The organism is Ideonella sp. BN130291 (assembly GCF_036231905.1).
Classification (GTDB): Bacteria; Pseudomonadota; Gammaproteobacteria; order Burkholderiales; family Burkholderiaceae_C; genus CAMLIZ01.
This window is the reverse complement of the sequence record NZ_JAZARE010000005.1, coordinates 378464-396829: the sequence shown is the minus strand read 5'-3', so window position 1 is coordinate 396829 and position 18366 is coordinate 378464. Positions and strand designations below refer to the sequence as shown.

The following is an 18366-nucleotide window of genomic DNA, read 5'->3' as shown; positions in this document are numbered from 1 at the left end:
ACGGCGCCCGGTGGAAGAGGGGTCCGGATGGCGCGGCCTGCCGGCTGGCGGCCGCGCGCGAGGCTCAGGCCGTCAACACGCCAGCGCGCTGAGGGAGAAGGTTGTGGGCAGGCTGCGCACCGGCCTCGCCGGCGCAGGATGCGCGTCGAGCACGGCCTGCACTGCGCGGTCCAGGCGGCGGATGAGGGCATCCTCGGCCAGGTAGCCCTGGGTCTCGTGCGGCATGAGCTGGTTGTCCACCGCGAACACGGCGTCCACGATCAGGCGCGCGCCCAGCGCGTTCAGCACCGGCTTGAGCGCGTAGTCCAGCGCCAGCAGGTGGCCCGCGCTGCCGCCGGTGGCGATCGGCAGCACCGTCTTGCCACGCAGGCCGTCCTGCGGCAGCAGGTCCAGAAAGGTCTTCAGCAGCCCGCTGTAGGCCGCCTTGTAGATGGGTGTGGCCACCAGCACCACGTCGGCGGCCATCACCGCTTCCACCGCCTCGCGCAGGCCGGTGCGGCCCACTTCGGCGCGCAGCAGCGCCTCGGCCGGCAGCTCGCGCAAGGCGATGGTGCGTACCGTGTGCTCGCCACCGGCGGCCAGGCGGCGGCTGGCGCGCTCGATGAGCCAGCCCGAACGTGACCAGACCGAGGGGCTGCCGAGCAGGCTGACGATGTTCATGGTGTGGCTTCCTTGTAGGCCCGTAGCGGGCGTGTTGGAGGCAGACGATAGGCAAGCGCGCAGCTGCGCGGAACGAATCGATTCGGCTATCGATATGCAGGGCGCTGGCGCGCGGAGGTGCGGGCAACCGTCGGCTACGATCGCGCCTCGAAACTCCTGCCGTTGCCCGGATGTCCGCACCGCCGATCACACAGTTGCTCCATGCCTGGCGGCTGGGCGAGCGCGAAGCCTTTGCGCGCCTGATGCAGCAGGTGCACGGCGAGTTGCTGCGCATGGCGGCCTCGCGCCTGCGCGGCGCGGAAACGCCATCGCTGGCCGCAGGCGACCTGCTGCATGAAGCGCTGCTGAAGATCATGGCCTCGCCGCCGGACTTCGACAACCGCGCCCACTTCTTCGGCACCATGGCCCAGGCGATGCGCTCGGTGCTGGTGGACCATGCACGCGCACGCCAGGCCGACAAGCGCGGCGGCAACGCGGCCCGCGTCACCTTCACCCTGTCCCAGGTGGGCGAGGAGTCGCTGATCGCGGACCTGCTGACCCTGGATGCGCTGCTCACGCGCCTGGATGCACAGGACCAGCGCGCGTCGCAGATCCTGCAGCTCACCTACTTTGGTGGCCTGCAGCGTGCGGAGATCGCCGACGTGCTGGACCTGTCCGTGCCCACGGTGGACCGGGAGCTGCGCTTCGCCCGCGCCTGGCTCAGCCAGCAACTGAAACGGGACGCGCTGGAAGCGTGAGTTGCCGATGGACTCTAGCACCGTCGAGCCGCACCCGGGCACCGACTACCAGCGCCTGAAGGCGCTGTTCGACGCGGTCTGCGACAGCGGCAGCGCCGACGAGGCCCGCGCCGCCCTGCAGCGCATGGGCGCGGCGGCCGACACCGTGGAGCAGGTGCTGGACCTGCTGCGCCACGACACCCTGCACACCCGCTTCGGCGCACCGGTGGCGGCACTGGCGGCCGGCGTGCTGGGCAGCAGCCTGCAGCCGGGCGACCGCTGCGGCGCCTGGACGCTGCAGCGCGAGCTGGGCCGTGGTGGCATGGGCCGGGTGTTCCTGGCCGAACGCAGCGACGGCCACTACCAGCAACGCGCGGCGCTGAAGCTGCTGCTCGGCTGGTCCTCCCCGCAGGCGCTGGAGCGCCTGGCCCGCGAGCGCCAGATCCTCGCGTCGCTGAACCATCCCAACATCGCGCGCCTGCTCGACGGCGGCGCCACGCCGGATGGCCAGCCCTTCCTGGTGATGGAGTACGCGGACGGCGTGCCGCTGGACACCCATTGCGCCAGCGCCGGCGCCGGCCTGGCGGCGCGCCTGGCGCTCTTTGCCAGCGTGTGCGAGGCGGTGGACTATGCCCACCGGCACCTGGTGATCCACTGCGACATCAAGCCGTCCAACGTGCTGGTGGATGCGGAAGGCCGGGTGAAGCTGCTGGACTTCGGCATCGCGCAGCTGCAGGGCCAGGCCGATGACGCGGATGCACCGGTGGCCATGACGCCGCGCTACGCCAGCCCCGAGCAGCGCGCGGGCCGGCTGCCCGGCGTGGCCACCGACGTGTACAGCCTCGGGCGCCTGCTCGATGAACTGCTGCAGCCGCTGGCGCTGCCGCCAGCGGATCGGCTGGAGCTCGCCGCCGTGATCGCCAAGGCCACGCGGGAGGAGCCTGAGCAGCGCTACCTCTCGGTGCAGGCCTTTGCTGCCGACCTGCAGCGGTATCGCCTGCACCGGCCGGTCTCGGCCATGGTCGGCCAGCCGCTGTACCTGCTGCGCAAGCTGCTGCGCCGGCGCTGGCCGCTGCTGCTGGCAGCTACCACCACGGTGCTGGCGCTCAGCATCGGCCTGGGCGTGGCTTTGTGGCAGCGCCAACGTGCCGAGCAGGCGGCGCGCGAGTCGGCCGAGGTCACCCGCTACCTGAGCGACATGCTGGCCTCGGCCAACCCCAGCAACCACGGCGGCAACTGGCCCACCGTGCTGGCGCTGCTGGAGCGCAGCCGGGCCGAGCTGGCCAGCCGCTTTGCCACCGAGCCGGACACGCTGTGGCGCCTGCGCCATGTGCTGGCCAGCACCTACCGCGACATCAACCGGCCGGATATCGCGCTGCCGATGGCTGAGCAGCAGCTGCAGCTGGCGCGGCATCGGTATGGCGCGGGCGACGCACGCACGCTGGAGTCGGTGCTGCTGGTGGCGCATGTGCAGACGCAGCTGCAGGCCTTTGACAAGGCGCTGGCCCTGCTGGAGCCGATCCGCGCGGCGGTGCCCGAGGTGTTTGGCGACGTGTCCTGGCAGCATGAGCGGGTGATGCGCCTGCTGGCCTACTGCTATGGCCGCCTGGGGCGCCTGGACGATGCCGACCGCACGATGACCGCATCGCGCCGGCTCACGTTTGCCCTGTTCACCGAGTGGAGCGAGGAGCGGGCGATGTTCCTCAATTCGCAGCAGGTGCTGCGCGTGCAGCAGGGCCGGCTGCGCGAAGCCCTGGCCCTGCTGAAACAGGCGCAGCAGTACTGGCCGCATTTGCCGCCCGGCGCCATCAGCTCGGTGTTTGCGATGCGCCGCAACCTGATCGCGCTGCCCATCCGCATCGGCGACTATGGCGACATCGAGGCCCAGGCGCAGCAGCTGCTGGCCGACATCAACCGGGTGCTCGGCAAGGGCAACGACACCGCCGAGGGCCTGCATGCGGAGATGGCGCGCTACTACCTGGAGACCGGGCAGTTCGCCAAGGCGCTGCAGCAACGCGAATCGGCCTACCAGGCGGCCGCGGCGGCCGGTGTGCAGCATTCGGCCGTGATGCTGCCGCTGCGTGCGCTCAAGCTGCCGGCCGCTGCGCTGGCGCATGCCGAGCCGGTGCCCGAGCTGGTGAGCCAGGCGCACGCACTGCTGGCCGAAATGGACGCGGCCCAGGGCCAGCTCGGCTACCGCCGCACCGAGGCGTGGATGGAGATCGCCCGGCTCGGGCTGCTGCTGGACGATGCCCGGCTTGCCGACCACGCCCTGCAGCGCCTGCGCGACGACACCACGCTGGACCTGGCGCACAACCGGCAGCTGGCGGCCCGGCTGGACCAGCTGGAGGGCGAGCTGGCCCGCCTGCGGGGCGACCTGCCCGCCAGTGCGCAGCGGCTGCGGCGCCACGTGGGGTATTACGAGGCGCTGGCCGAACCGGTGTCCCCGCGCGCCTGGTCGGCCCAGCTCGACCTGGCGTACACCCTGCTGCTGCAAGGCGACGCCGCGGCCGGCCCGGCGCTGGAGCGGGCGGCGCAGCTTCGCCCGCCCGGCATGCCGCGCGGCGTGCCGCTGGACCAGGTGCAAGGCTACCTGGCTGCTTGGCTCCGGCAAGGCGGCCCGGACACGGCGGGTGCACAGGCGGCGCGCCGGGCCCTGGCCATGAGGATGGGAACTAACGCTGCCCCCGCCTCCACCGTGCAGGGATCCCTCGGCGGCGCGCTGTTCTGAGAATTTTGTGCGGGCGGTGATAGGCCGCCCCTCCTGATTGCGTATTGACAAGTAAGCGGCCGCGTCCGGGCCGCCAACCCACTTGTCGATCCATCAGGAGGAGCCCATGAACCGCAGTTCCCGTCAACACGACGGCGTCGCCCGCCACCCCAGCCGCCTGGTGCGGCTGCCGATCGCCTCCGCGGCCTTGTTGCTGGCCAACGCGGCCCTCGTCACGCCCGCGCTGGCCGACCTGACCAACCCCAACACCTGTGCCGGCGGCACCCAGTACAGCAGCACCGATCCGGGCGCCTACACCGCGTTCAGCACGGCCTCCAACGTGGCGCAGGGCGATTGCCAGTCCAACGTGGCGGTGGGCCCGGCCGCCACTGCGGCCAGCGGCTCCAGCACGGCCATCGGCACGCATGCGACCGCTTCGGGTTCATCGTCCGTGGCCGCCGGGCGCAATGCGCAGGCCACCGGCATGGCCACCGTGGCCGTGGGGCAGGACAGCGTGTCCAGCGGCGTGGCCAGCCTGGCGGCCGGCGCCCAGAGCAACGCCGCCGGCGACGGCGCCACCGCGCTGGGACGCAACAGCAGTGCCGGAGCCACCAGCGCCACCGCGCTGGGCGCGAGCAGCAACGCGGCCGGCGTCAACGCCACCGCGCTCGGCATGGTGAGCAACGCCACCGGCGTGCAAAGTGTGGCCGTGGGGGCCGGCACGGCGGCCAGCGCCGCCAATTCGGCGGCGATCGGTACATCGGCCACCAGCTCGGGGGACGGCTCGGTGGCGCTGGGGGCGAGCAGCAATGATGACGGCCGCAACGGCGTGGTGTCCCTCGGCAATGCCAGCTTCCAGCGCAGCCTGATCCACGTTGCCAACATCGAAGCCACCGGTGTGGCCAGCGTGCGCGGCATCAACAACAACGGCGTCGGCATCACGGCCGCCGGCCTGGTCTCCGGCGTGAGCGCGGGCGCGGTGAACGCCAGCTCCAACCAGGCCGTCAACGGCGCCCAGTTGTTCGCGGTGCAGTCCACGGCCAACTCGGCGCTGGCGGCCAGCGCCACGCAGGCCACCCAGATCGGCCAGGTGAGCCAGCAGGTGTCGCAGCTGAGCGCCCAGGCCGCGCAGCAGGATGCGCGCATCACCCAGGTGGACGCGCAGGTCACTCAACAGGGCAACGCGCTCACGCAAGTGCAGCAGCAAGTGGGGCAGCAGGGCGGCCAGATCGCCGGCCAGGCCGCGATGCTGGCGCAGCACGCCGGCGCGATCGACACCCACACCCAGCAGCTCAGCCAGCAGCAGGCCACGCTGGCCCAGCACGGCTCGTCGATCGCGGAACACGGCACGGCCATCGCCCGGCATGAATCGGCGATCACGCAGCAAGGCACCCTGCTCACGCAGCACACCACGGCGATCGAGCAGCAGGGCGCGCAGATCAGCCAGCAGGCGGTGCAGCTGCAGGCCGTGGTCAACGGCCAGCTGGGTGTGTGCACGGCGGTGAACGGTGCCTTGCAGTGCGCCGTGCAGGGCCAGGCTGCGGCCAGCGCCAGCGGCACCGGCGCGGTGGCGGTGGGCATCGACGCACAGGCCCAAGGCGACGGCGCGCAGGCGATCGGCCAGGGATCGCGCGCGCTCTTTGCGGGATCGGTGGCCATCGGCGCCGGTGCGCAGGCACTGGCCGACCCCACCACCGCGATCGGCAGCAACGCGGTGGCCAGCGGCGACAACGCGGTGGCACTGGGCGCCAACACGCTGGCCAGTGCCAGCAACTCGGTGGCGCTGGGGCAGGGCGCGGTGGCCGACCGGCCCAACACCGTGAGCGTGGGCCACGGCGGTGCTGGTGGGCAGCGCCAGATCACCAACGTGGCCGCCGGCACGGCGCCCACCGACGCGGTCAACGTGGCGCAACTGGAAGCCACCGGCAGCGACATCCGCCGCTTTGCCGCCCGCGGCGTGGCGCAGGCCATGGCCATGCCGTCGCTGCCGCAGCTGGCGGCCGGCCGCAAGTGGCTGGGCGCTGCGCTGGGTCACTTTGCCGGCGAGTCCGCCCTCGGCGTGGCCTTCGCCTACCAGGCCACCGAGCGCTGGAACGTCGGCGCCAGCGTGGCGGTGTCCGGCAACAAGGGCTCGCAGGTCGGCGCGCGAGTGCAGACCGGCGTGCAGTGGTGAGGGGCCGCGCGCCCCGAGCCGTTCATCAACGAAGAAAGGGAGAAAACACCATGGCCCTACAAGCGTTCAGGCGTTTTGCACCGCCTGACATGTCGCTGCAACACCTGCCCGAGCGATCCGCGCCCGAGCCGATCGGCGCCCCGGTCATCATTTCGGCGATCGACGCCGTGCGGGACCCGATGTTCGCGTTCGAGGACCTGCCCACCTACCACCCGGACGCGCTCAAGGAACGCGAGGCGCTTCAGCGCGCCAAGCGCGAACAGGTGTCGCACTACCGCATGACACGCAGCCGCTGGTGGGAGGTGACCCACTACGAACGGATCGAGGAGGACATCGAGAAGACCATCACCGTGACCTCGGGGTCGGAGTTCGAGCTGAGCAGCGAGCGCAAGTCCAGCCTGACCGCGAAGCTGGGCTTCGAGCTGGGCTACCCGGACATCGCCAAGATCACCGGCGAGATCGAATACGGCCTGGAGCTCACCGACAAGGGCACCTTCAAGCAGACTGCCAGCCGCACGGTGGAGATGACGCAGAAGCTGCGCGGCGGCTACCTCTACTTCTTCTGGCAGGTGGTGGAGGCCATCCAGCTCGAGCGCCGCCGCTTCGGCAAGGCCTCGTACGAGCTCGTGTCGGAAGTGCTGGGGCGCTCGTCCGAAGTGATCCCCGTGCGTGTGCAGTTCCGGGAGGCTGACTCCCCCACCGAAGCCTGAGGAGCAAGCATGTCAAAGCCAACAGAAATCGGCGCAGGCGAGAGCGTGCGCCTCGGCACCCTGGCCTTCAATGGCGCCACCCTGGTGTTCATCCAGAACCTGGACGAGCGGTACACGGGCAAGGCACGTGTCAGGCCGGTCGGCACCGGGGTCACCGACCTCAGCCGCAAGCTCCTGGGGCCGTCGTTCTACCAGCCGTGGGAGGGCGAGCTGAAACCCCACGAGATCAAGGAACTGCGCTTTCAGTACGTGGGCGCCATCATGGAAGTGACGAACATCGGGCACACCCACATCAAGGTGTGGACAGACCTGTGATGGCCAGCACATCCACATCCAAAGGGAGAACGCCGATGCGCCGCATTCCCACCCATGGCCGTGCCGTGTTCGCCGCGGTGCTCTTCTCGGCCCTTTCGCACGCCGCCTTCGCCCAGGCCGACGCCGAAGCCTGCAAGCGCTGGAAGAAGGACTTCAACGAAGTGGCGGCCGAAGCCAAGGCCAAACGGTCCCAGCTGATGAAGTACATGCCCAAGGGCAAGGACCTGAAGAACCTCGACGAATGGAAAGCCAACGTGGACAACAACACCTACAACAAGATCCGCCCGCTGGTGAAACAACTGGACGAGTTGAACGCCCGCGGCAAGCGCATCTTCGGCCTGATGCACCAGGGGCGGTGCCCCGGCTGACGAAGGCGGCTTGAAGCCGGTGCGGGGCGTGCGGCGTGACAATTGCCGCATGTCCGCACCTCCCCCGCCGGCCCAGCCGCGCAACCCCTTGCACGGCCTGACCCTGGAGCACATCGTCACCGCGCTGGTGGCGCACTACGGCTGGCGCCGCCTGGCCGAATGCGTGCCGGTGCGGTGCTTCACCACCGACCCCAGCATCGCCTCCAGCCTGAAGTTCCTGCGCAAGACGCCCTGGGCGCGTGAGAAGGTGGAGAGCCTGTACCTCTTCATGCAGCGGGAGCTGCGGCGGTCAGGAGCTGGTTCGCCGCGCGAGTGACGGACGCCGGCGCAGCGCCACGGGCAAGGCCGCCAGGCCGAGCGCCAGCAGCATTGGCTGTGCAGGCTCGGGCACTGGCGCGGTGACGGGCGACAGCAGCAGCAGCCCCTCACCGGTGCCGCCGCAGCGGCCCACCGCTGCGATGTAGCCGCTGTCACTGATGTCCTCCACCCTGCTGATGGAGCAGTCGGCCGACAGCAAACCCGTCAGCGGCACAGCGCCGGTGCTGCGCGAATACACGAAGGCGCTGTTGTCGGACCAATTTCCCACCACCACGCCAGCGTCGTTCAGGGCTCGGCCGGAACTGTATTCCGTGCCTGGCTGCTCGGGCAGCATCTCGTACTGACCATCTTGGTAGATGAACGCGTGATAGGAAATGAAGCCGCGCTCGTCCACCGTTTGAATCGCGCCGGTGAAGCTGCCGTTCTCGGCCAGGCCCCGGCCTGCGGCGACGCCCAGCACCCCCGTAGGCTCGGGCAACGGGGTGAAGCCGCCGTCGACCGTGCCTACCGCGTTGTGGAAAGGCCCGAAGAAGCTGGCAGACAGCAAGATCTGGCCGGCGTCGTTGATCCCCGAGACGAAGGTGGACTTGCCTGAAAACAGGTCGCCCTGCAGGTCCACGAAGGTACCGTCCTGCCGATACAACGTGGCACGCGACACAAACTGCGGGCCGTCGCCTGGGACATAGCGGCTACCAACCACATCGCCCCGGTTGTTCACCATGCTGGCGTACCCGACGTCGCTGGACAGCTGCGTGAACTGGCCGGTTCGGGTGTTCAGCGCCGCCGCGTGCGACTCGGAAAGGCTTCCGTACACCGCCCCAACTGCCAGGCCGCCATCGTTCAGATCGGACGCCCAGAAGTGCGCTGGCCCGAGCGATGTATTGCCAACGCCCGGCGTGAACAGATAAGACACCCCGTCGGACAGGTTGGTCGAACTGCTGGGGATGTAAGCCCAGGCCACCTGGCCCAGATTGTTCACGGCAGCCTGCGCAGTGGTACCCCACTGGCTTGGTCCGCTGATCTGCGTGACGCTGTACAGCGGGGTGGCCTGGGCCACCGAGGCTGCGCCCAAGGTGAACGCAGCGGCAGCCGCCAGCACGCGCCGTTTTAGGTGAAACGCCATGATGAGCTCCCTGAGCCGCCGGGTGCCGACGGGCGCCTCTTGTGCGGCCGTCGGCCAGTTTAGGCCCGGCCGTGGGCCGGAGCTGCTTCGGTTTGTAGAAGGGCGGGGCAGGCAGGCGCGGGGCCCGGCAAAGCAAAACGGCCCTGAGAGGGGCCGTTTTGCATCGTTGTCGTGGTGGAGACGAGGAGGATCGAACTCCCGACCTTCGCATTGCGAACGCGACGCTCTCCCAGCTGAGCTACGTCCCCGACAGCGGCGGATTCTAGCAGCACATTTCCACGCGATTTCGCTCTGGCGGCGCAGCGCGGCGCAGGGTAGAAACCAGCACCGCGCAGCTGGAGGAACGCATGGCCAAACAGACCCCCGAGTGGCTGGATTCGCAGTACAACAACCGGGCGCTGGTGCCCGACCATGAGCGCATCTTCGAGCGCTGGCGCCAGGCGTCGGCGCTCACCCGGGAGCGGTCGTCGCGCCGGCTGGACCTGCGCTACGGCGACGGGCCGCGGCAGACACTGGACGTGTTCACTTCCCCGCGCCACAAGGCGCCGGTGCTGCTGTTCATCCACGGCGGCTACTGGCGGGCTTTCGACAAGTCGGACCAGTCGTTCCTGGCCGCCTCCTTCGTGGCCGACGGCGCCATGGTGGTGATGCCCAACTACGACCTCTGCCCCGCCGTCACCATCGAGACGATCGCCTTGCAGCTGGTGCAGGCGGTTGCCTGGACGGTGCGCCATGCCGAGCTGTACGGCGGCGACCCGCGGCGCGTCGTGGTGGCCGGCCATTCGGCGGGTGGGCACCTGGCTGCCATGCTGCTCAGCTGCAACTGGCGCGCCCTCGGCCTGCCGCCCCAGGCGGTGCGTAGCGCGCTCGGCATCTCCGGCCTGTATGACCTGGCGCCGATCGCCAGCACGCCGTTCCTGCGGGGCGACCTGCGCCTCGCGCCGGAGTCGGTGCGCAAGCTGAGCCCGGCGGGGTTCCCCGCGCCCAAGGGCCGCTTCTGCGCCGTGGTGGGCGCCGACGAGAGCGACGAATTCCGGCGCCAGACCCGGCTGATCCGCGAAGCCTGGGGGGCCAAGGCGGTGCCGGTGTGCGAGGAACTGCCCGGGGCGCACCACTTCACCGTGCTGCGCGAGCTGGCCAACCCCACCGCCCGGTTGCACCGCCTGGCGCTGGACCTGCTGGAGCTGCCTGGCAGGGCATAGCGGGCGTCTATTCGGCGCATTGAAGGTTTCTCTTGCTAGGCCACCGTTCGCTGCGCTACCGTCGTTGACGCTGCGGCCCGTCGCGGCGCGCTTCATCTCACCACCACCAGGAGACCATCATGGGCTTGAAGGGATCGAAGACAGAGCAGAACCTCAAGGACGCCTTTGCCGGCGAATCGCAGGCCAACCGCCGCTACCTCTACTTCGCCAACAAGGCCGACATCGAGGGCCAGAACGACGTGGCGGCGCTGTTCCGCTCCACCGCCGAGGGCGAGACCGGCCACGCCCACGGCCACCTGGAGTTCCTGGAGCAGGTGGGTGACCCGGCCACCGGCCTGCCGATCGGCCCCACGCGCGACAACCTCAAGGCCGCCGTGGCCGGCGAAACCCACGAGTACACCGACATGTACCCCGGCATGGCCAAGCAGGCGCGCGACGAAGGCTTCGACGAGATCGCCGACTGGTTCGAGACGCTGGCCAAGGCCGAGCGCTCGCACGCCAACCGCTACCAGAAGGCGCTGGACGCGCTGGTGGACTGACACCCGGCATCCGCACGACACAAGGGGCTCGCGAGGCCCCTTTGTTCATGTTTAACGGGGGTGCGTGCCGGCCGAGCGCCGGGCCGCTCCCAAGCCGGCCGGCGTCCCCTCGGGGGACCGGCCGCAGTACTCTGCGGACGAGGGGTCCCATGACTCGAGAAGGCAACCTCGAAGCGCCCACCCGGCACCCGATTGACTGGAACAACCCGCAGTTCTACGACGAGCAGGCGGCCTTCGACGAGATGCACCGCATCTTCGACATCTGCCATGGCTGCCGCCGCTGCGTGAGCCTGTGCCAGAGCTTCCCCACCCTGTTCGACCTGGTGGACGAAGGCCCCACCGGCGAGGTGGACGGCGTGAAGCGGGATGACTACTGGAAGGTGGTGGACCACTGCTACCTGTGCGACCTGTGCTACATGGCCAAGTGCCCCTATGTGCCGCCGCATCCCTGGCAGGTGGACTTCCCGCACACCATGCTGCGCGCCAAGGCCATCAAGTTCAAGGCCGGCGGCGTGAGCAGGGGCGAGCGGTTCCTGGCCTCCACCGACGTGCACGGCCAGTTCGCCGGCATTCCCGTGGTGGTGCAGGTGGCCAACGCGGTCAATCGCACCAAGCCAGCCCGCAAGCTGATGGACAAGGCGCTGCACGTGCACCCCGAAGCCTGGCTGCCCGAGCTGGCGAAGCAGCGCTTCCGCTGGAGCGTGCCCAAGCGCGGCCAGGCCACCACCGTCACCAACGGCCAGCGCACACCCGGCAAGGTGGCCATCTACAGCACCTGCTACGTCAACTACAACGAGCCGGGCATCGGGCGCGACCTGGTGCAACTGCTGGAGCACAACGACATTCCCTACGTGCTGGTCGAGAAGGAGCAGTGCTGCGGCATGCCCAAGTTCGAGCTGGGTGATCTGGAATCGGTGGCCAAGCACAAGGAGGCCAACATCCCCGTGCTGGCGCGGTACGCAAAAGAGGGCTACGCCATCGTCACGCCCGTGCCCAGCTGCACGCTGATGTTCAAGCAGGAGCTGCCGCTGATGTTCCCCGGCTGCACCGACACGCAGGCGGTGAAGGAGGCGATGTTCGATCCCTTCGAATATCTGGTGGGCCGCTACCGGGACGGCCTGCTCAAAACCGATTTCCGCAACCCGCTGGGCAAGGTGAGTTACCACATCCCCTGCCACGGCCGGGTGCAGAACATCGGCCGCAAGACCGAGGAGATGTTCAAGCTGATCGGCATGCACGTGAACGTGACGCTCAACGTGGTGGAGCGCTGCTCCGGCCATGCCGGCACCTATGGCGTGAAAACGCCCACCCATCCGGCCGCCATGAAGATCGGCCGCCCCGTGTTCAAGGCCATGGCCAAGGACGAGCCCGACGTGATCAGCAGCGACTGCGCGCTGGCCGGCCACCACATCGCGCAGGGCATGCAGCAGGCGGGGCAGGCGCCCAAGGCCCTGCAGCACCCCTTGAGCCTGATGCGCCAGGCTTACGGCATCTGAAGGAGGCACCGTCCATGACCATCACCCCCGACAGCCTGATGACGCTGGAGGCCTACGCCAAGCACCGCAAGGCGCACAAGGCCGAGATCATTGCGCACCGGCGCGCCCGCACCGTGAGCCTGGGCGAGCACATGAGCGTGCAGTTCGAGGACGAGCAGACCATCCGGTACCAGATCCAGGAGATGCTGCGCGTGGAGCGCATCTTCGAGGAGGAGGGCATCCAGCAGGAGATCGAGGCCTATGCGCCGCTGGTGCCCGACGGCAGCAACTGGAAGGCCACCATGCTGCTGGAGTACCCCGACGTGCATGAGCGCAAGCGCGAGCTCGCGCGCCTGATCGGCGTGGAGGACCGCATGTTCGTGGAGGTGGAAGGCCACCCGCGCATCTACGCCATTGCCGACGAGGACTTGGACCGCGAGAACGCCGAAAAAACCTCGTCGGTGCACTTCCTGCGCTTCGAGTTTCCCCCGGCAGCCAGGCAGGCGGTGAGGGCGGGCGCCGCGGTCAAGCTGGGCTGCGACCATACCGCCTACCCGGCCCACGTGGCGATCCCGCCGGACACGCTGGCGCTGCTGGCCGGCGACCTGCAAACGCCCGCCGGCTGAAGCTTCAGGCTCCGGCCAGGCGCCGCAGCCGGCGCGCGGCCTCCAGCACTGCTTCGCGGGATTCGCCGCGTCGCAGCACCAGCTGGTGCGCCAGCGGGTTGTCGATGCGGCGTGTGCTCACCGGCACCAGCCGGCCGGCGTCCAGCCAGGCCTGGGCGATCGGCAGGCGGGCCAGCGCCACGCCCAGGCCCTGTTCCGCGGCCAGCAGCACCAGGTCGTAGTCCTCGAAGCGGCGGTCCAGGCCGCGCGGGCGCACGCGCAGGCCGGTGTCGGCGAACCACAGCTGCCATTGCCGCAGGTCGGAGTCATGGACCAGCGGCAGCCGGTGAAGCTCGGCGGCCTTGGGGCGCGCACCCAGGCTGCCCGCAAGCTCGGGTGAAGCCACCGGCAACAGCCGCTCGCGCATCAGCACACACGCATCCAGCCCCTCCCCGGGCGTGCTGCCATAGCGGATGGCCAGGTCCACCTGGCCGCCTTGCACATCCGCCAGGCTGTGCTCCACGTCCAGGTCGATGCGCAGGTCGGCGGGCTCGCCCTGCAGCGCGCGCATGCGCGGCAGCAACCACAGGCGTGCGAGCGACGGCACCACGCTGACCTTCACCGTTTGAAGGCCACGGTGCGGGCGCCACTGCTCGGCGCAGCGGCCGATCGCGTCCATCGCCTGCTCGGCCGTGCGGATCAGCCGCTGGCCTTCGGGTGTCAGCGTCACGCCGCGGCCGGCGCGCGTGAACAGTGGCGTGCCCAGCCAGCTTTCAACCGAGGCCACCCGGCGGCTCACCGCGCCATGGGTCAGGCCGAGCGACTGGGCTGCAGCGCTGAACGAGCCCATGCGCGCCGCCAGCACGGCCACCCTCAGGCCGTCCAAAGGTGGCAGGCTGGGTGGATCCATCGTCATGTGAGTTTTCTTCACAGCTCGTGCTCGATTCGTGCGCTGGATGCGGTGGCGGGCACTCTACAGAATCGGCTGCTTGTCCACCACTGCGCGCGCGCACTGGTGCCTCTTCACAAAGGACACGCATGACGATGATGATGAGCCGACGCGACCTGATCACCCGCACCGCCGCCCTGGCGGCCGCTACGCCGGCACTCGGGTGGGGGCGGCGCCCGGCACCGGCGCTGCACGACGTGCTGGAGCGCTGTGCGCAAGAGATGCTGGAGGACTATCCGCAGCAGGCAACCGCCCTCGGCCTGGACAGCGGCGCGCGTGCCAGCCTGCGCTACCAGCTGGACGACCGCAGCGCCGAGGGCATGGCGGGCCAGCAGCGCCGCTGCGCGGAACGCCTGGCGCTGCTGCGCTCGGTCGAGCGCCAGAGCCTGGACAACGAGGCGCTGCTGACCCTGGATGCAACCCTCCATGCGCATGCACTTGCTGCTAAGGGCGCCAGGTTCGATACCGGGCACCGGGTGCTGCAGGCAACGATGTCCCAGACTTGGTCGCCCTATGCCATCACACAGATGACCGGAGCCTTCAGCGAGGACACCGATCACCTCGTCAACGAGCATCCCGTCACCACCCGCGCCGACATCGACGCCTACATCGAGCGGCTCGGCGCGTTCGCCATGGCGCTGGACGGAGAGACCGAGCGCCTGCAGGCCGACCACGCCCGCGGCGCGACACCGCCTGCCTTCATGCTCGAGCTCATCGTGCGCCAGCAGGACGCGGCGCTGAAACCGCCGGCGGCTGAATCCGAGCTGGTGCAGTCGCTGGCCAGGCGCGCGCGTGCGGCGGAGCTCGACGCGAACGATGCCGCACGCCGTGCCGCGCGGGTGGTCGAGCGCCAATGGCGTCCGGCACTGCGACGCCAGCGCGATGCCGCAAAAGCGCTGATCGCCCAGGCGCCGGCCGAGGGAGGTGTCAGCCGCCTGCCCGGTGGGGAGGCGTCCTACGCCTGGTTCCTGGAGGTCTCGACCTGCGGCACGTCGACGGCGGGCGAGATCCATCGCCTGGGCCTGGCGCTGACACGGGACCTGGGCGCGCGCATCGACGCCGGCCTGCGCGCCGCGGGCCTCACGCAGGGCTCCATCGCCCAGCGGCTGCTGGCGCTCACGCGCGACCCGGCGCACCGTTTCCCTTCGACCGAGGCCGGCCGCGCCCAGCTCATCGCCCATGCCAACGCGCTGCTGGCTCGTGCGCGGGAGCGCATCGGCACCTTGTCGAAACTGACCATGAAGGCGCCGGTGACCATCCTGCGCGTGCCGCCGGACATCGAAGCCGGCGCCGCGGGCGCCTACATGGTGGCGGGCTCGCAGGACGGCTCGCGGCCTTCACGCTACTACCTCAACCTGCGCGACACGGCCGACTGGCCGCGCTGGGCCTTGCCCACGCTCACCTACCACGAGACCTTGCCAGGCCATGCCTGGCAGGAGGCGTACGGCATCGAGCACACGCCCTGGCCGCTGGTGCGCTCGCTGATCCGCTTCAACGCCAGCTCGGAAGGCTGGGCCTTGTATGCCGAGCAGCTTGCCGACGAGCAGGGCTGGTATGCCGACGACCCGCTGGGCCGGCTCGGCTACCTTCAGGCCATGCAGATGCGCGCGGCGCGGCTGGTGGTGGACACCGGCCTGCACGCCTTCGGCTGGACCCATCAACAGGCCGTGCACTACATGGTGGAGAGCACCGGCCGTACCCCCGCGTCGATGCACGGTGAGATCGACCGCTACTGCGCCAAACCGGGCCAGGCCTGCGGCTACATGACGGGCCTGCACGAACTGCTGGCGCTGCGCGACGAGGCCAGGAAGGCCCCCGGCTTCGATGTGCGTGACTTCAACGACTTCGTGCTGCGCAGCGGCAACGTGCCGTTCCAGGCGATGCGTGCGTTCTGGGAGCGCGCACGCCGAGCGACGGCGACCTAAACGTTATATAGCGTAAAACTATGGAAGTATATAAATAGATAGCTTATAGTTGCTGCATCGGGACCCGCTCAGGGACGCTCCAGTCCCACCCGATTCCCAATCACCACAAGGAATGCAGCAATGAAAACTGTTGGCGACAAGCTCGAAGCCTTCACCGTCACCGGCGTCAAGCCCGGCTTCAACAACCACGAAGAAAACGGCGTGTCCGCTTTCGAGCAGATCACCGAAAAGAGCTTCCCCGGCAAGTGGAAGATCATCTATTTCTACCCGAAGGACTTCACCTTCGTGTGCCCCACCGAGATCGTCGGTTTCGACAAGCTGAGCAAGGCTTTCGCCGAGCGCGACGCCGTGCTGCTGGGCGGCTCCACCGACAACGAGTTCTCCAAGCTCGGCTGGCGCCGTGAGCACAAGGATCTGAACAAGCTCAACCACTACAGCTTCGCCGACGTGACCGGCTCGCTGGTGGACCAACTGGGCGTGCGCGACAAGGCCGAAGGCGTGGCCCTGCGTGCCACCTTCATCGTGGACCCGGACAACACCATCCAGCACGTGAGCGTGAACAACCTCAACGTGGGCCGCAGCCCGGACGAAGTGCTGCGCCTTCTGGACGGCCTGCAGACCGACGAGCTCTGCCCGTGCAACCGCGGCGTCGGCGGCGCCACGCTGTAAGCACTGCCACCAAGCCCGGGTTCGCCCGGGCTTTTTTTTGCCCCACAACAATAGGAGAACGCTATGGAATTCCTCGATTCGATCAAGGAACTGATCCCCGACTACGCCAAGGACATCCGCCTGAACATCGACGGCGTGATCGCCCGCTCCAGCCTGGCACCCGAGGATGCGATCGGCGTGGCGCTGGCCGCGGCGTTCGCGGCCAAGAGCAAGCCGCTGGTGGACGTGTTCAAGGCCAATGCACCGGCCGCCGAAGCCAACGCCGCGCTGGTGGCGGCCGCGCTGATGGGCATGAACAACGCCTGGTATCCGTTCGTCGAGATGGCCGACGACGCCGAGCTGAAGACCGTGCGCGCCGAGCTGCGCATGAACGCCTATGCCTCGTCCGGCGGCGTGGAGAAGAAGAAGTTCGAGGCCTATGCGCTGGCCGCCTCCATCGTCGGCAAGTGCCACTTCTGCGTGAAGAGCCACTACGACCTGCTGAAGAAGGAAGGCCTCACCACCCAGCAGCTGCGCGACATCGGCCGCATCGCGGCGGTGGTGAACGCCGCCGCGCAGGTGATCGCGGTTTCGTAAGCCGCAGGGCGACAAGGGCAGCTGCGCGTGAGCGCGGCTGCCTGGCTGTGGCTGGTTGACAAGGTGCGTCCCACGCCCTGGGACGCGGCCGGTGCGCTGGTGGCGTTGTGCGGCATGGGCATCGTCATGTTCCAGCCTCGCCTGGCGGCCTGATCAACCGCAACAGCCGCCGGCCTGCTTGGGCGCACCAGCCGGTTGCGCCATGTCCTTGAGGATGCAGCACTGCGCCGCCGGGCCGCCTGCGCACATGGTGGTGCAGTCCTTGACAAAGCGCGCGAGGCTGGCCTCCAGCGTGTGCAGTTCGAGCAGCTTCGCGCGCACCGCCCTCAAGTGCGCCTGCGCGATGTCCAGCGTTTCGAAGCAGTCACGCTCCTGGCTTTGCGACAGCGACACCAGCTCGCGCACCTGCTCCAGCCCGAAACCGAAGTCCCGGCAGTGGCGGATGAAGCTGAGCAGTTCCTGCGACTCCGCCTGGTAGACACGGTGCCCGCTTGGCCGGCGTCGCGCGGGTGGTATGAGGCCGATCTCCTCGTAGTAGCGGATGGTCGGCACGGTGCAGCTGGTGCGCTCGGCCAGCACGCCGATGGTCAGCTCCGCGCCGGCGCCAGGTTTTTTCATCGCAGCCCCTTGCATCTCAAGTCACTTGAGGTTTTAGAGTGAGTCTATCGAGGCATCGCCTCACAGGCAGGAGCAAGGATGAAGAAAGTGCTGGGTTTGTTGGGTGTGGCCGCCGCGTGCGGCCTGTGCTGCGCCGTTCCTGTGGGTGTGCCACTGCTGGGTGGGCTGGCCGCCTCCGGCATGGGATGGGCGCTGGGCTGGGAGGCTGCTGCGGTCGCCGCGCTTGTAGGCGGGGTGGTGCTGCTGGTGTGGGCGCGCCGGCGGCAGGCGAGCGCGGCGCGCTGTGCACCGAAGGCGGCTTCGTCGGCCGGCTGCGGCTGCAGCAACACGGGCGCGGCCGGTAAGCGCGGTGTGGCATGAGCACCACCATCGCCTGCAGCTTGCCTGGGCCTGACCTGAGCACGCGGCTGGAGGTCATCAGCCAGCTGGCGCAGCGGGCGCTGTTGTCCCACGAGCAGGTCGGCCGTACGCTGCGCCTTCGATATGCCCAGAGCGTAGCGGGTGAACTGCAGGCGCTGGTGTCCAGCGAGCGTGAGTGCTGCGCCTTCCTGCAGTTCGACCTCGTGCGCCGGGCCGATGCCGTTCACTTGACCATCACCGCGCCGCCCGAGGCTGGCCAGTTCGCCGCGGTGCTGACGGAGCACTTTCTTGGGCAGGCGGCCACTCCGGCGAGAGCGTGTGGTACCAGCTGCGCCTGCACGGCGGCCGCGTGACC

At 69.2% G+C, this 18366-nt stretch carries 21 protein-coding genes and 1 tRNA gene; 17 read left to right on the top strand and 5 right to left on the bottom strand.

Features of this window, described 5'->3' with window-relative positions:
- Positions 1-72 precede the first annotated feature (72 nt).
- Positions 73-660, bottom strand: coding sequence for an NADPH-dependent FMN reductase (ssuE, locus tag VPH43_RS13260; protein ID WP_328578179.1), 588 nt, complete (start codon positions 658-660; stop codon positions 73-75).
- Positions 661-830: 170 nt separating this feature from the next.
- Between ssuE and VPH43_RS13255 the strand changes: the two genes are divergently transcribed.
- The 7 genes from VPH43_RS13255 to VPH43_RS13225 all read left to right on the top strand — a co-directional run bounded on the left by VPH43_RS13255 (position 831) and on the right by VPH43_RS13225 (position 7968).
- Positions 831-1397, top strand: coding sequence for an ECF-type sigma factor (locus VPH43_RS13255; protein WP_328578178.1), 567 nt, complete (start codon positions 831-833; stop codon positions 1395-1397).
- 7 nt (positions 1398-1404) lie between these two features.
- Complete coding sequence (locus VPH43_RS13250) at positions 1405-4107, top strand: serine/threonine-protein kinase (protein ID WP_328578177.1); 2703 nt, start codon at positions 1405-1407, stop codon at positions 4105-4107.
- A 106-nt stretch (positions 4108-4213) separates the two neighbouring features.
- Positions 4214-6259 carry a YadA family autotransporter adhesin gene (locus tag VPH43_RS13245; RefSeq protein ID WP_328578176.1) on the top strand — a complete coding sequence of 682 codons (2046 nt, stop codon included), beginning with the start codon at positions 4214-4216 and terminating at the stop codon, positions 6257-6259.
- 89 nt (positions 6260-6348) lie between these two features.
- Positions 6349-6969, top strand: a complete 621-nt coding sequence (locus VPH43_RS13240; RefSeq protein ID WP_328578175.1) for a hypothetical protein — start codon at positions 6349-6351, stop codon at positions 6967-6969.
- 9 nt (positions 6970-6978) lie between these two features.
- Positions 6979-7284 (top strand): hypothetical protein, encoded by a 306-nt coding sequence (locus tag VPH43_RS13235; protein ID WP_328578174.1) that lies wholly within the window; start codon positions 6979-6981, stop codon positions 7282-7284.
- A 35-nt stretch (positions 7285-7319) separates the two neighbouring features.
- Positions 7320-7652, top strand: coding sequence for a hypothetical protein (locus VPH43_RS13230; RefSeq protein WP_328578173.1), 333 nt, complete (start codon positions 7320-7322; stop codon positions 7650-7652).
- 49 nt (positions 7653-7701) lie between these two features.
- A complete protein-coding gene (locus tag VPH43_RS13225; protein WP_328578172.1) occupies positions 7702-7968 on the top strand; it encodes a VF530 family protein in 267 nt (88 codons plus the stop codon).
- Here VPH43_RS13225 and VPH43_RS13220 read toward each other — a convergent pair.
- Both VPH43_RS13220 and VPH43_RS13215 read right to left on the bottom strand, forming a co-directional pair.
- Positions 7942-9093 carry a hypothetical protein gene (locus tag VPH43_RS13220; RefSeq protein ID WP_328578171.1) on the bottom strand — a complete coding sequence of 384 codons (1152 nt, stop codon included), beginning with the start codon at positions 9091-9093 and terminating at the stop codon, positions 7942-7944. The genes VPH43_RS13225 and VPH43_RS13220 overlap by 27 nt on opposite strands.
- 172 nt (positions 9094-9265) lie before the next feature.
- Positions 9266-9341 (bottom strand) — tRNA-Ala (locus VPH43_RS13215).
- Positions 9342-9440: 99 nt separating this feature from the next.
- On the opposite strand from VPH43_RS13215, the gene VPH43_RS13210 reads away from it, so the two are divergent.
- The 4 genes from VPH43_RS13210 (at position 9441) to VPH43_RS13195 (ending at position 12935) form a co-directional block, all read left to right on the top strand.
- On the top strand, positions 9441-10295 hold the full coding sequence (locus VPH43_RS13210; protein WP_328578170.1) for an alpha/beta hydrolase: 855 nt from the start codon (positions 9441-9443) through the stop codon (positions 10293-10295).
- Between the two features lie 116 nt (positions 10296-10411).
- The gene (locus VPH43_RS13205) at positions 10412-10834 is read left to right on the top strand and encodes a rubrerythrin family protein (protein ID WP_328578258.1); all 423 of its coding nucleotides are present in this window, start codon (positions 10412-10414) and stop codon (positions 10832-10834) included.
- Positions 10835-10983: 149 nt separating this feature from the next.
- Positions 10984-12330, top strand: coding sequence for a (Fe-S)-binding protein (locus VPH43_RS13200; protein ID WP_328578169.1), 1347 nt, complete (start codon positions 10984-10986; stop codon positions 12328-12330).
- 14 nt (positions 12331-12344) lie between these two features.
- Positions 12345-12935, top strand: a complete 591-nt coding sequence (locus tag VPH43_RS13195; RefSeq protein ID WP_328578168.1) for a DUF3501 family protein — start codon at positions 12345-12347, stop codon at positions 12933-12935.
- A gap of 4 nt (positions 12936-12939) precedes the next feature.
- Here VPH43_RS13195 and VPH43_RS13190 read toward each other — a convergent pair whose 3' ends face one another.
- Complete coding sequence (locus VPH43_RS13190; protein WP_328578167.1) at positions 12940-13830, bottom strand: LysR substrate-binding domain-containing protein; 891 nt, start codon at positions 13828-13830, stop codon at positions 12940-12942.
- Between the two features lie 122 nt (positions 13831-13952).
- On the opposite strand from VPH43_RS13190, the gene VPH43_RS13185 reads away from it, so the two are divergent.
- The 4 genes from VPH43_RS13185 to VPH43_RS13170 all read left to right on the top strand — a co-directional run bounded on the left by VPH43_RS13185 (position 13953) and on the right by VPH43_RS13170 (position 17186).
- Positions 13953-15788: a DUF885 domain-containing protein gene (locus tag VPH43_RS13185; RefSeq protein ID WP_328578166.1), complete on the top strand. Its 1836-nt coding sequence runs from the start codon at positions 13953-13955 to the stop codon at positions 15786-15788.
- Between the two features lie 120 nt (positions 15789-15908).
- Complete coding sequence (locus VPH43_RS13180; protein ID WP_328578165.1) at positions 15909-16457, top strand: peroxiredoxin; 549 nt, start codon at positions 15909-15911, stop codon at positions 16455-16457.
- A 63-nt stretch (positions 16458-16520) separates the two neighbouring features.
- Positions 16521-17033: a carboxymuconolactone decarboxylase family protein gene (locus tag VPH43_RS13175; RefSeq protein ID WP_328578164.1), complete on the top strand. Its 513-nt coding sequence runs from the start codon at positions 16521-16523 to the stop codon at positions 17031-17033.
- A gap of 27 nt (positions 17034-17060) precedes the next feature.
- Positions 17061-17186 (top strand): hypothetical protein, encoded by a 126-nt coding sequence (locus tag VPH43_RS13170; RefSeq protein ID WP_328578163.1) that lies wholly within the window; start codon positions 17061-17063, stop codon positions 17184-17186.
- Here VPH43_RS13170 and VPH43_RS13165 read toward each other — a convergent pair whose 3' ends face one another.
- Entirely contained in the window at positions 17187-17651 is a 465-nt protein-coding gene (locus VPH43_RS13165; RefSeq protein ID WP_328578162.1) for a MerR family transcriptional regulator, read from the bottom strand.
- A gap of 78 nt (positions 17652-17729) precedes the next feature.
- Here VPH43_RS13165 and VPH43_RS13160 point away from each other — a divergent pair, with 78 nt between their 5' ends.
- Together VPH43_RS13160 and VPH43_RS13155 are read left to right on the top strand one after the other, a co-directional pair.
- Positions 17730-18011 carry a hypothetical protein gene (locus VPH43_RS13160; RefSeq protein ID WP_328578161.1) on the top strand — a complete coding sequence of 94 codons (282 nt, stop codon included), beginning with the start codon at positions 17730-17732 and terminating at the stop codon, positions 18009-18011.
- Positions 18008-18364: a hypothetical protein gene (locus VPH43_RS13155; protein ID WP_328578160.1), complete on the top strand. Its 357-nt coding sequence runs from the start codon at positions 18008-18010 to the stop codon at positions 18362-18364. The genes VPH43_RS13160 and VPH43_RS13155 overlap by 4 nt, the downstream gene beginning before the upstream one ends.
- The last annotated feature ends 2 nt before the right edge of the window (positions 18365-18366 follow it).

Coding starts and splice junctions, on each gene's coding strand:
- VPH43_RS13185 (WP_328578166.1), top strand. CDS start 13,953: ATGACGATGATGATGAGCCGACGCGACCTGATCACCCGCACCGCCGCC.
- VPH43_RS13220 (WP_328578171.1), bottom strand. CDS start 9,093: ATGGCGTTTCACCTAAAACGGCGCGTGCTGGCGGCTGCCGCTGCGTTC.
- ssuE (WP_328578179.1), bottom strand. CDS start 660: ATGAACATCGTCAGCCTGCTCGGCAGCCCCTCGGTCTGGTCACGTTCG.
- VPH43_RS13250 (WP_328578177.1), top strand. CDS start 1,405: ATGGACTCTAGCACCGTCGAGCCGCACCCGGGCACCGACTACCAGCGC.
- VPH43_RS13225 (WP_328578172.1), top strand. CDS start 7,702: ATGTCCGCACCTCCCCCGCCGGCCCAGCCGCGCAACCCCTTGCACGGC.
- VPH43_RS13160 (WP_328578161.1), top strand. CDS start 17,730: ATGAAGAAAGTGCTGGGTTTGTTGGGTGTGGCCGCCGCGTGCGGCCTG.
- VPH43_RS13240 (WP_328578175.1), top strand. CDS start 6,349: ATGTCGCTGCAACACCTGCCCGAGCGATCCGCGCCCGAGCCGATCGGC.
- VPH43_RS13190 (WP_328578167.1), bottom strand. CDS start 13,830: ATGACGATGGATCCACCCAGCCTGCCACCTTTGGACGGCCTGAGGGTG.
- VPH43_RS13235 (WP_328578174.1), top strand. CDS start 6,979: ATGTCAAAGCCAACAGAAATCGGCGCAGGCGAGAGCGTGCGCCTCGGC.
- VPH43_RS13165 (WP_328578162.1), bottom strand. CDS start 17,651: ATGAAAAAACCTGGCGCCGGCGCGGAGCTGACCATCGGCGTGCTGGCC.
- VPH43_RS13245 (WP_328578176.1), top strand. CDS start 4,214: ATGAACCGCAGTTCCCGTCAACACGACGGCGTCGCCCGCCACCCCAGC.
- VPH43_RS13175 (WP_328578164.1), top strand. CDS start 16,521: ATGGAATTCCTCGATTCGATCAAGGAACTGATCCCCGACTACGCCAAG.
- VPH43_RS13155 (WP_328578160.1), top strand. CDS start 18,008: ATGAGCACCACCATCGCCTGCAGCTTGCCTGGGCCTGACCTGAGCACG.
- VPH43_RS13180 (WP_328578165.1), top strand. CDS start 15,909: ATGAAAACTGTTGGCGACAAGCTCGAAGCCTTCACCGTCACCGGCGTC.
- VPH43_RS13255 (WP_328578178.1), top strand. CDS start 831: ATGTCCGCACCGCCGATCACACAGTTGCTCCATGCCTGGCGGCTGGGC.
- VPH43_RS13195 (WP_328578168.1), top strand. CDS start 12,345: ATGACCATCACCCCCGACAGCCTGATGACGCTGGAGGCCTACGCCAAG.
- VPH43_RS13210 (WP_328578170.1), top strand. CDS start 9,441: ATGGCCAAACAGACCCCCGAGTGGCTGGATTCGCAGTACAACAACCGG.
- VPH43_RS13200 (WP_328578169.1), top strand. CDS start 10,984: ATGACTCGAGAAGGCAACCTCGAAGCGCCCACCCGGCACCCGATTGAC.
- VPH43_RS13230 (WP_328578173.1), top strand. CDS start 7,320: ATGCGCCGCATTCCCACCCATGGCCGTGCCGTGTTCGCCGCGGTGCTC.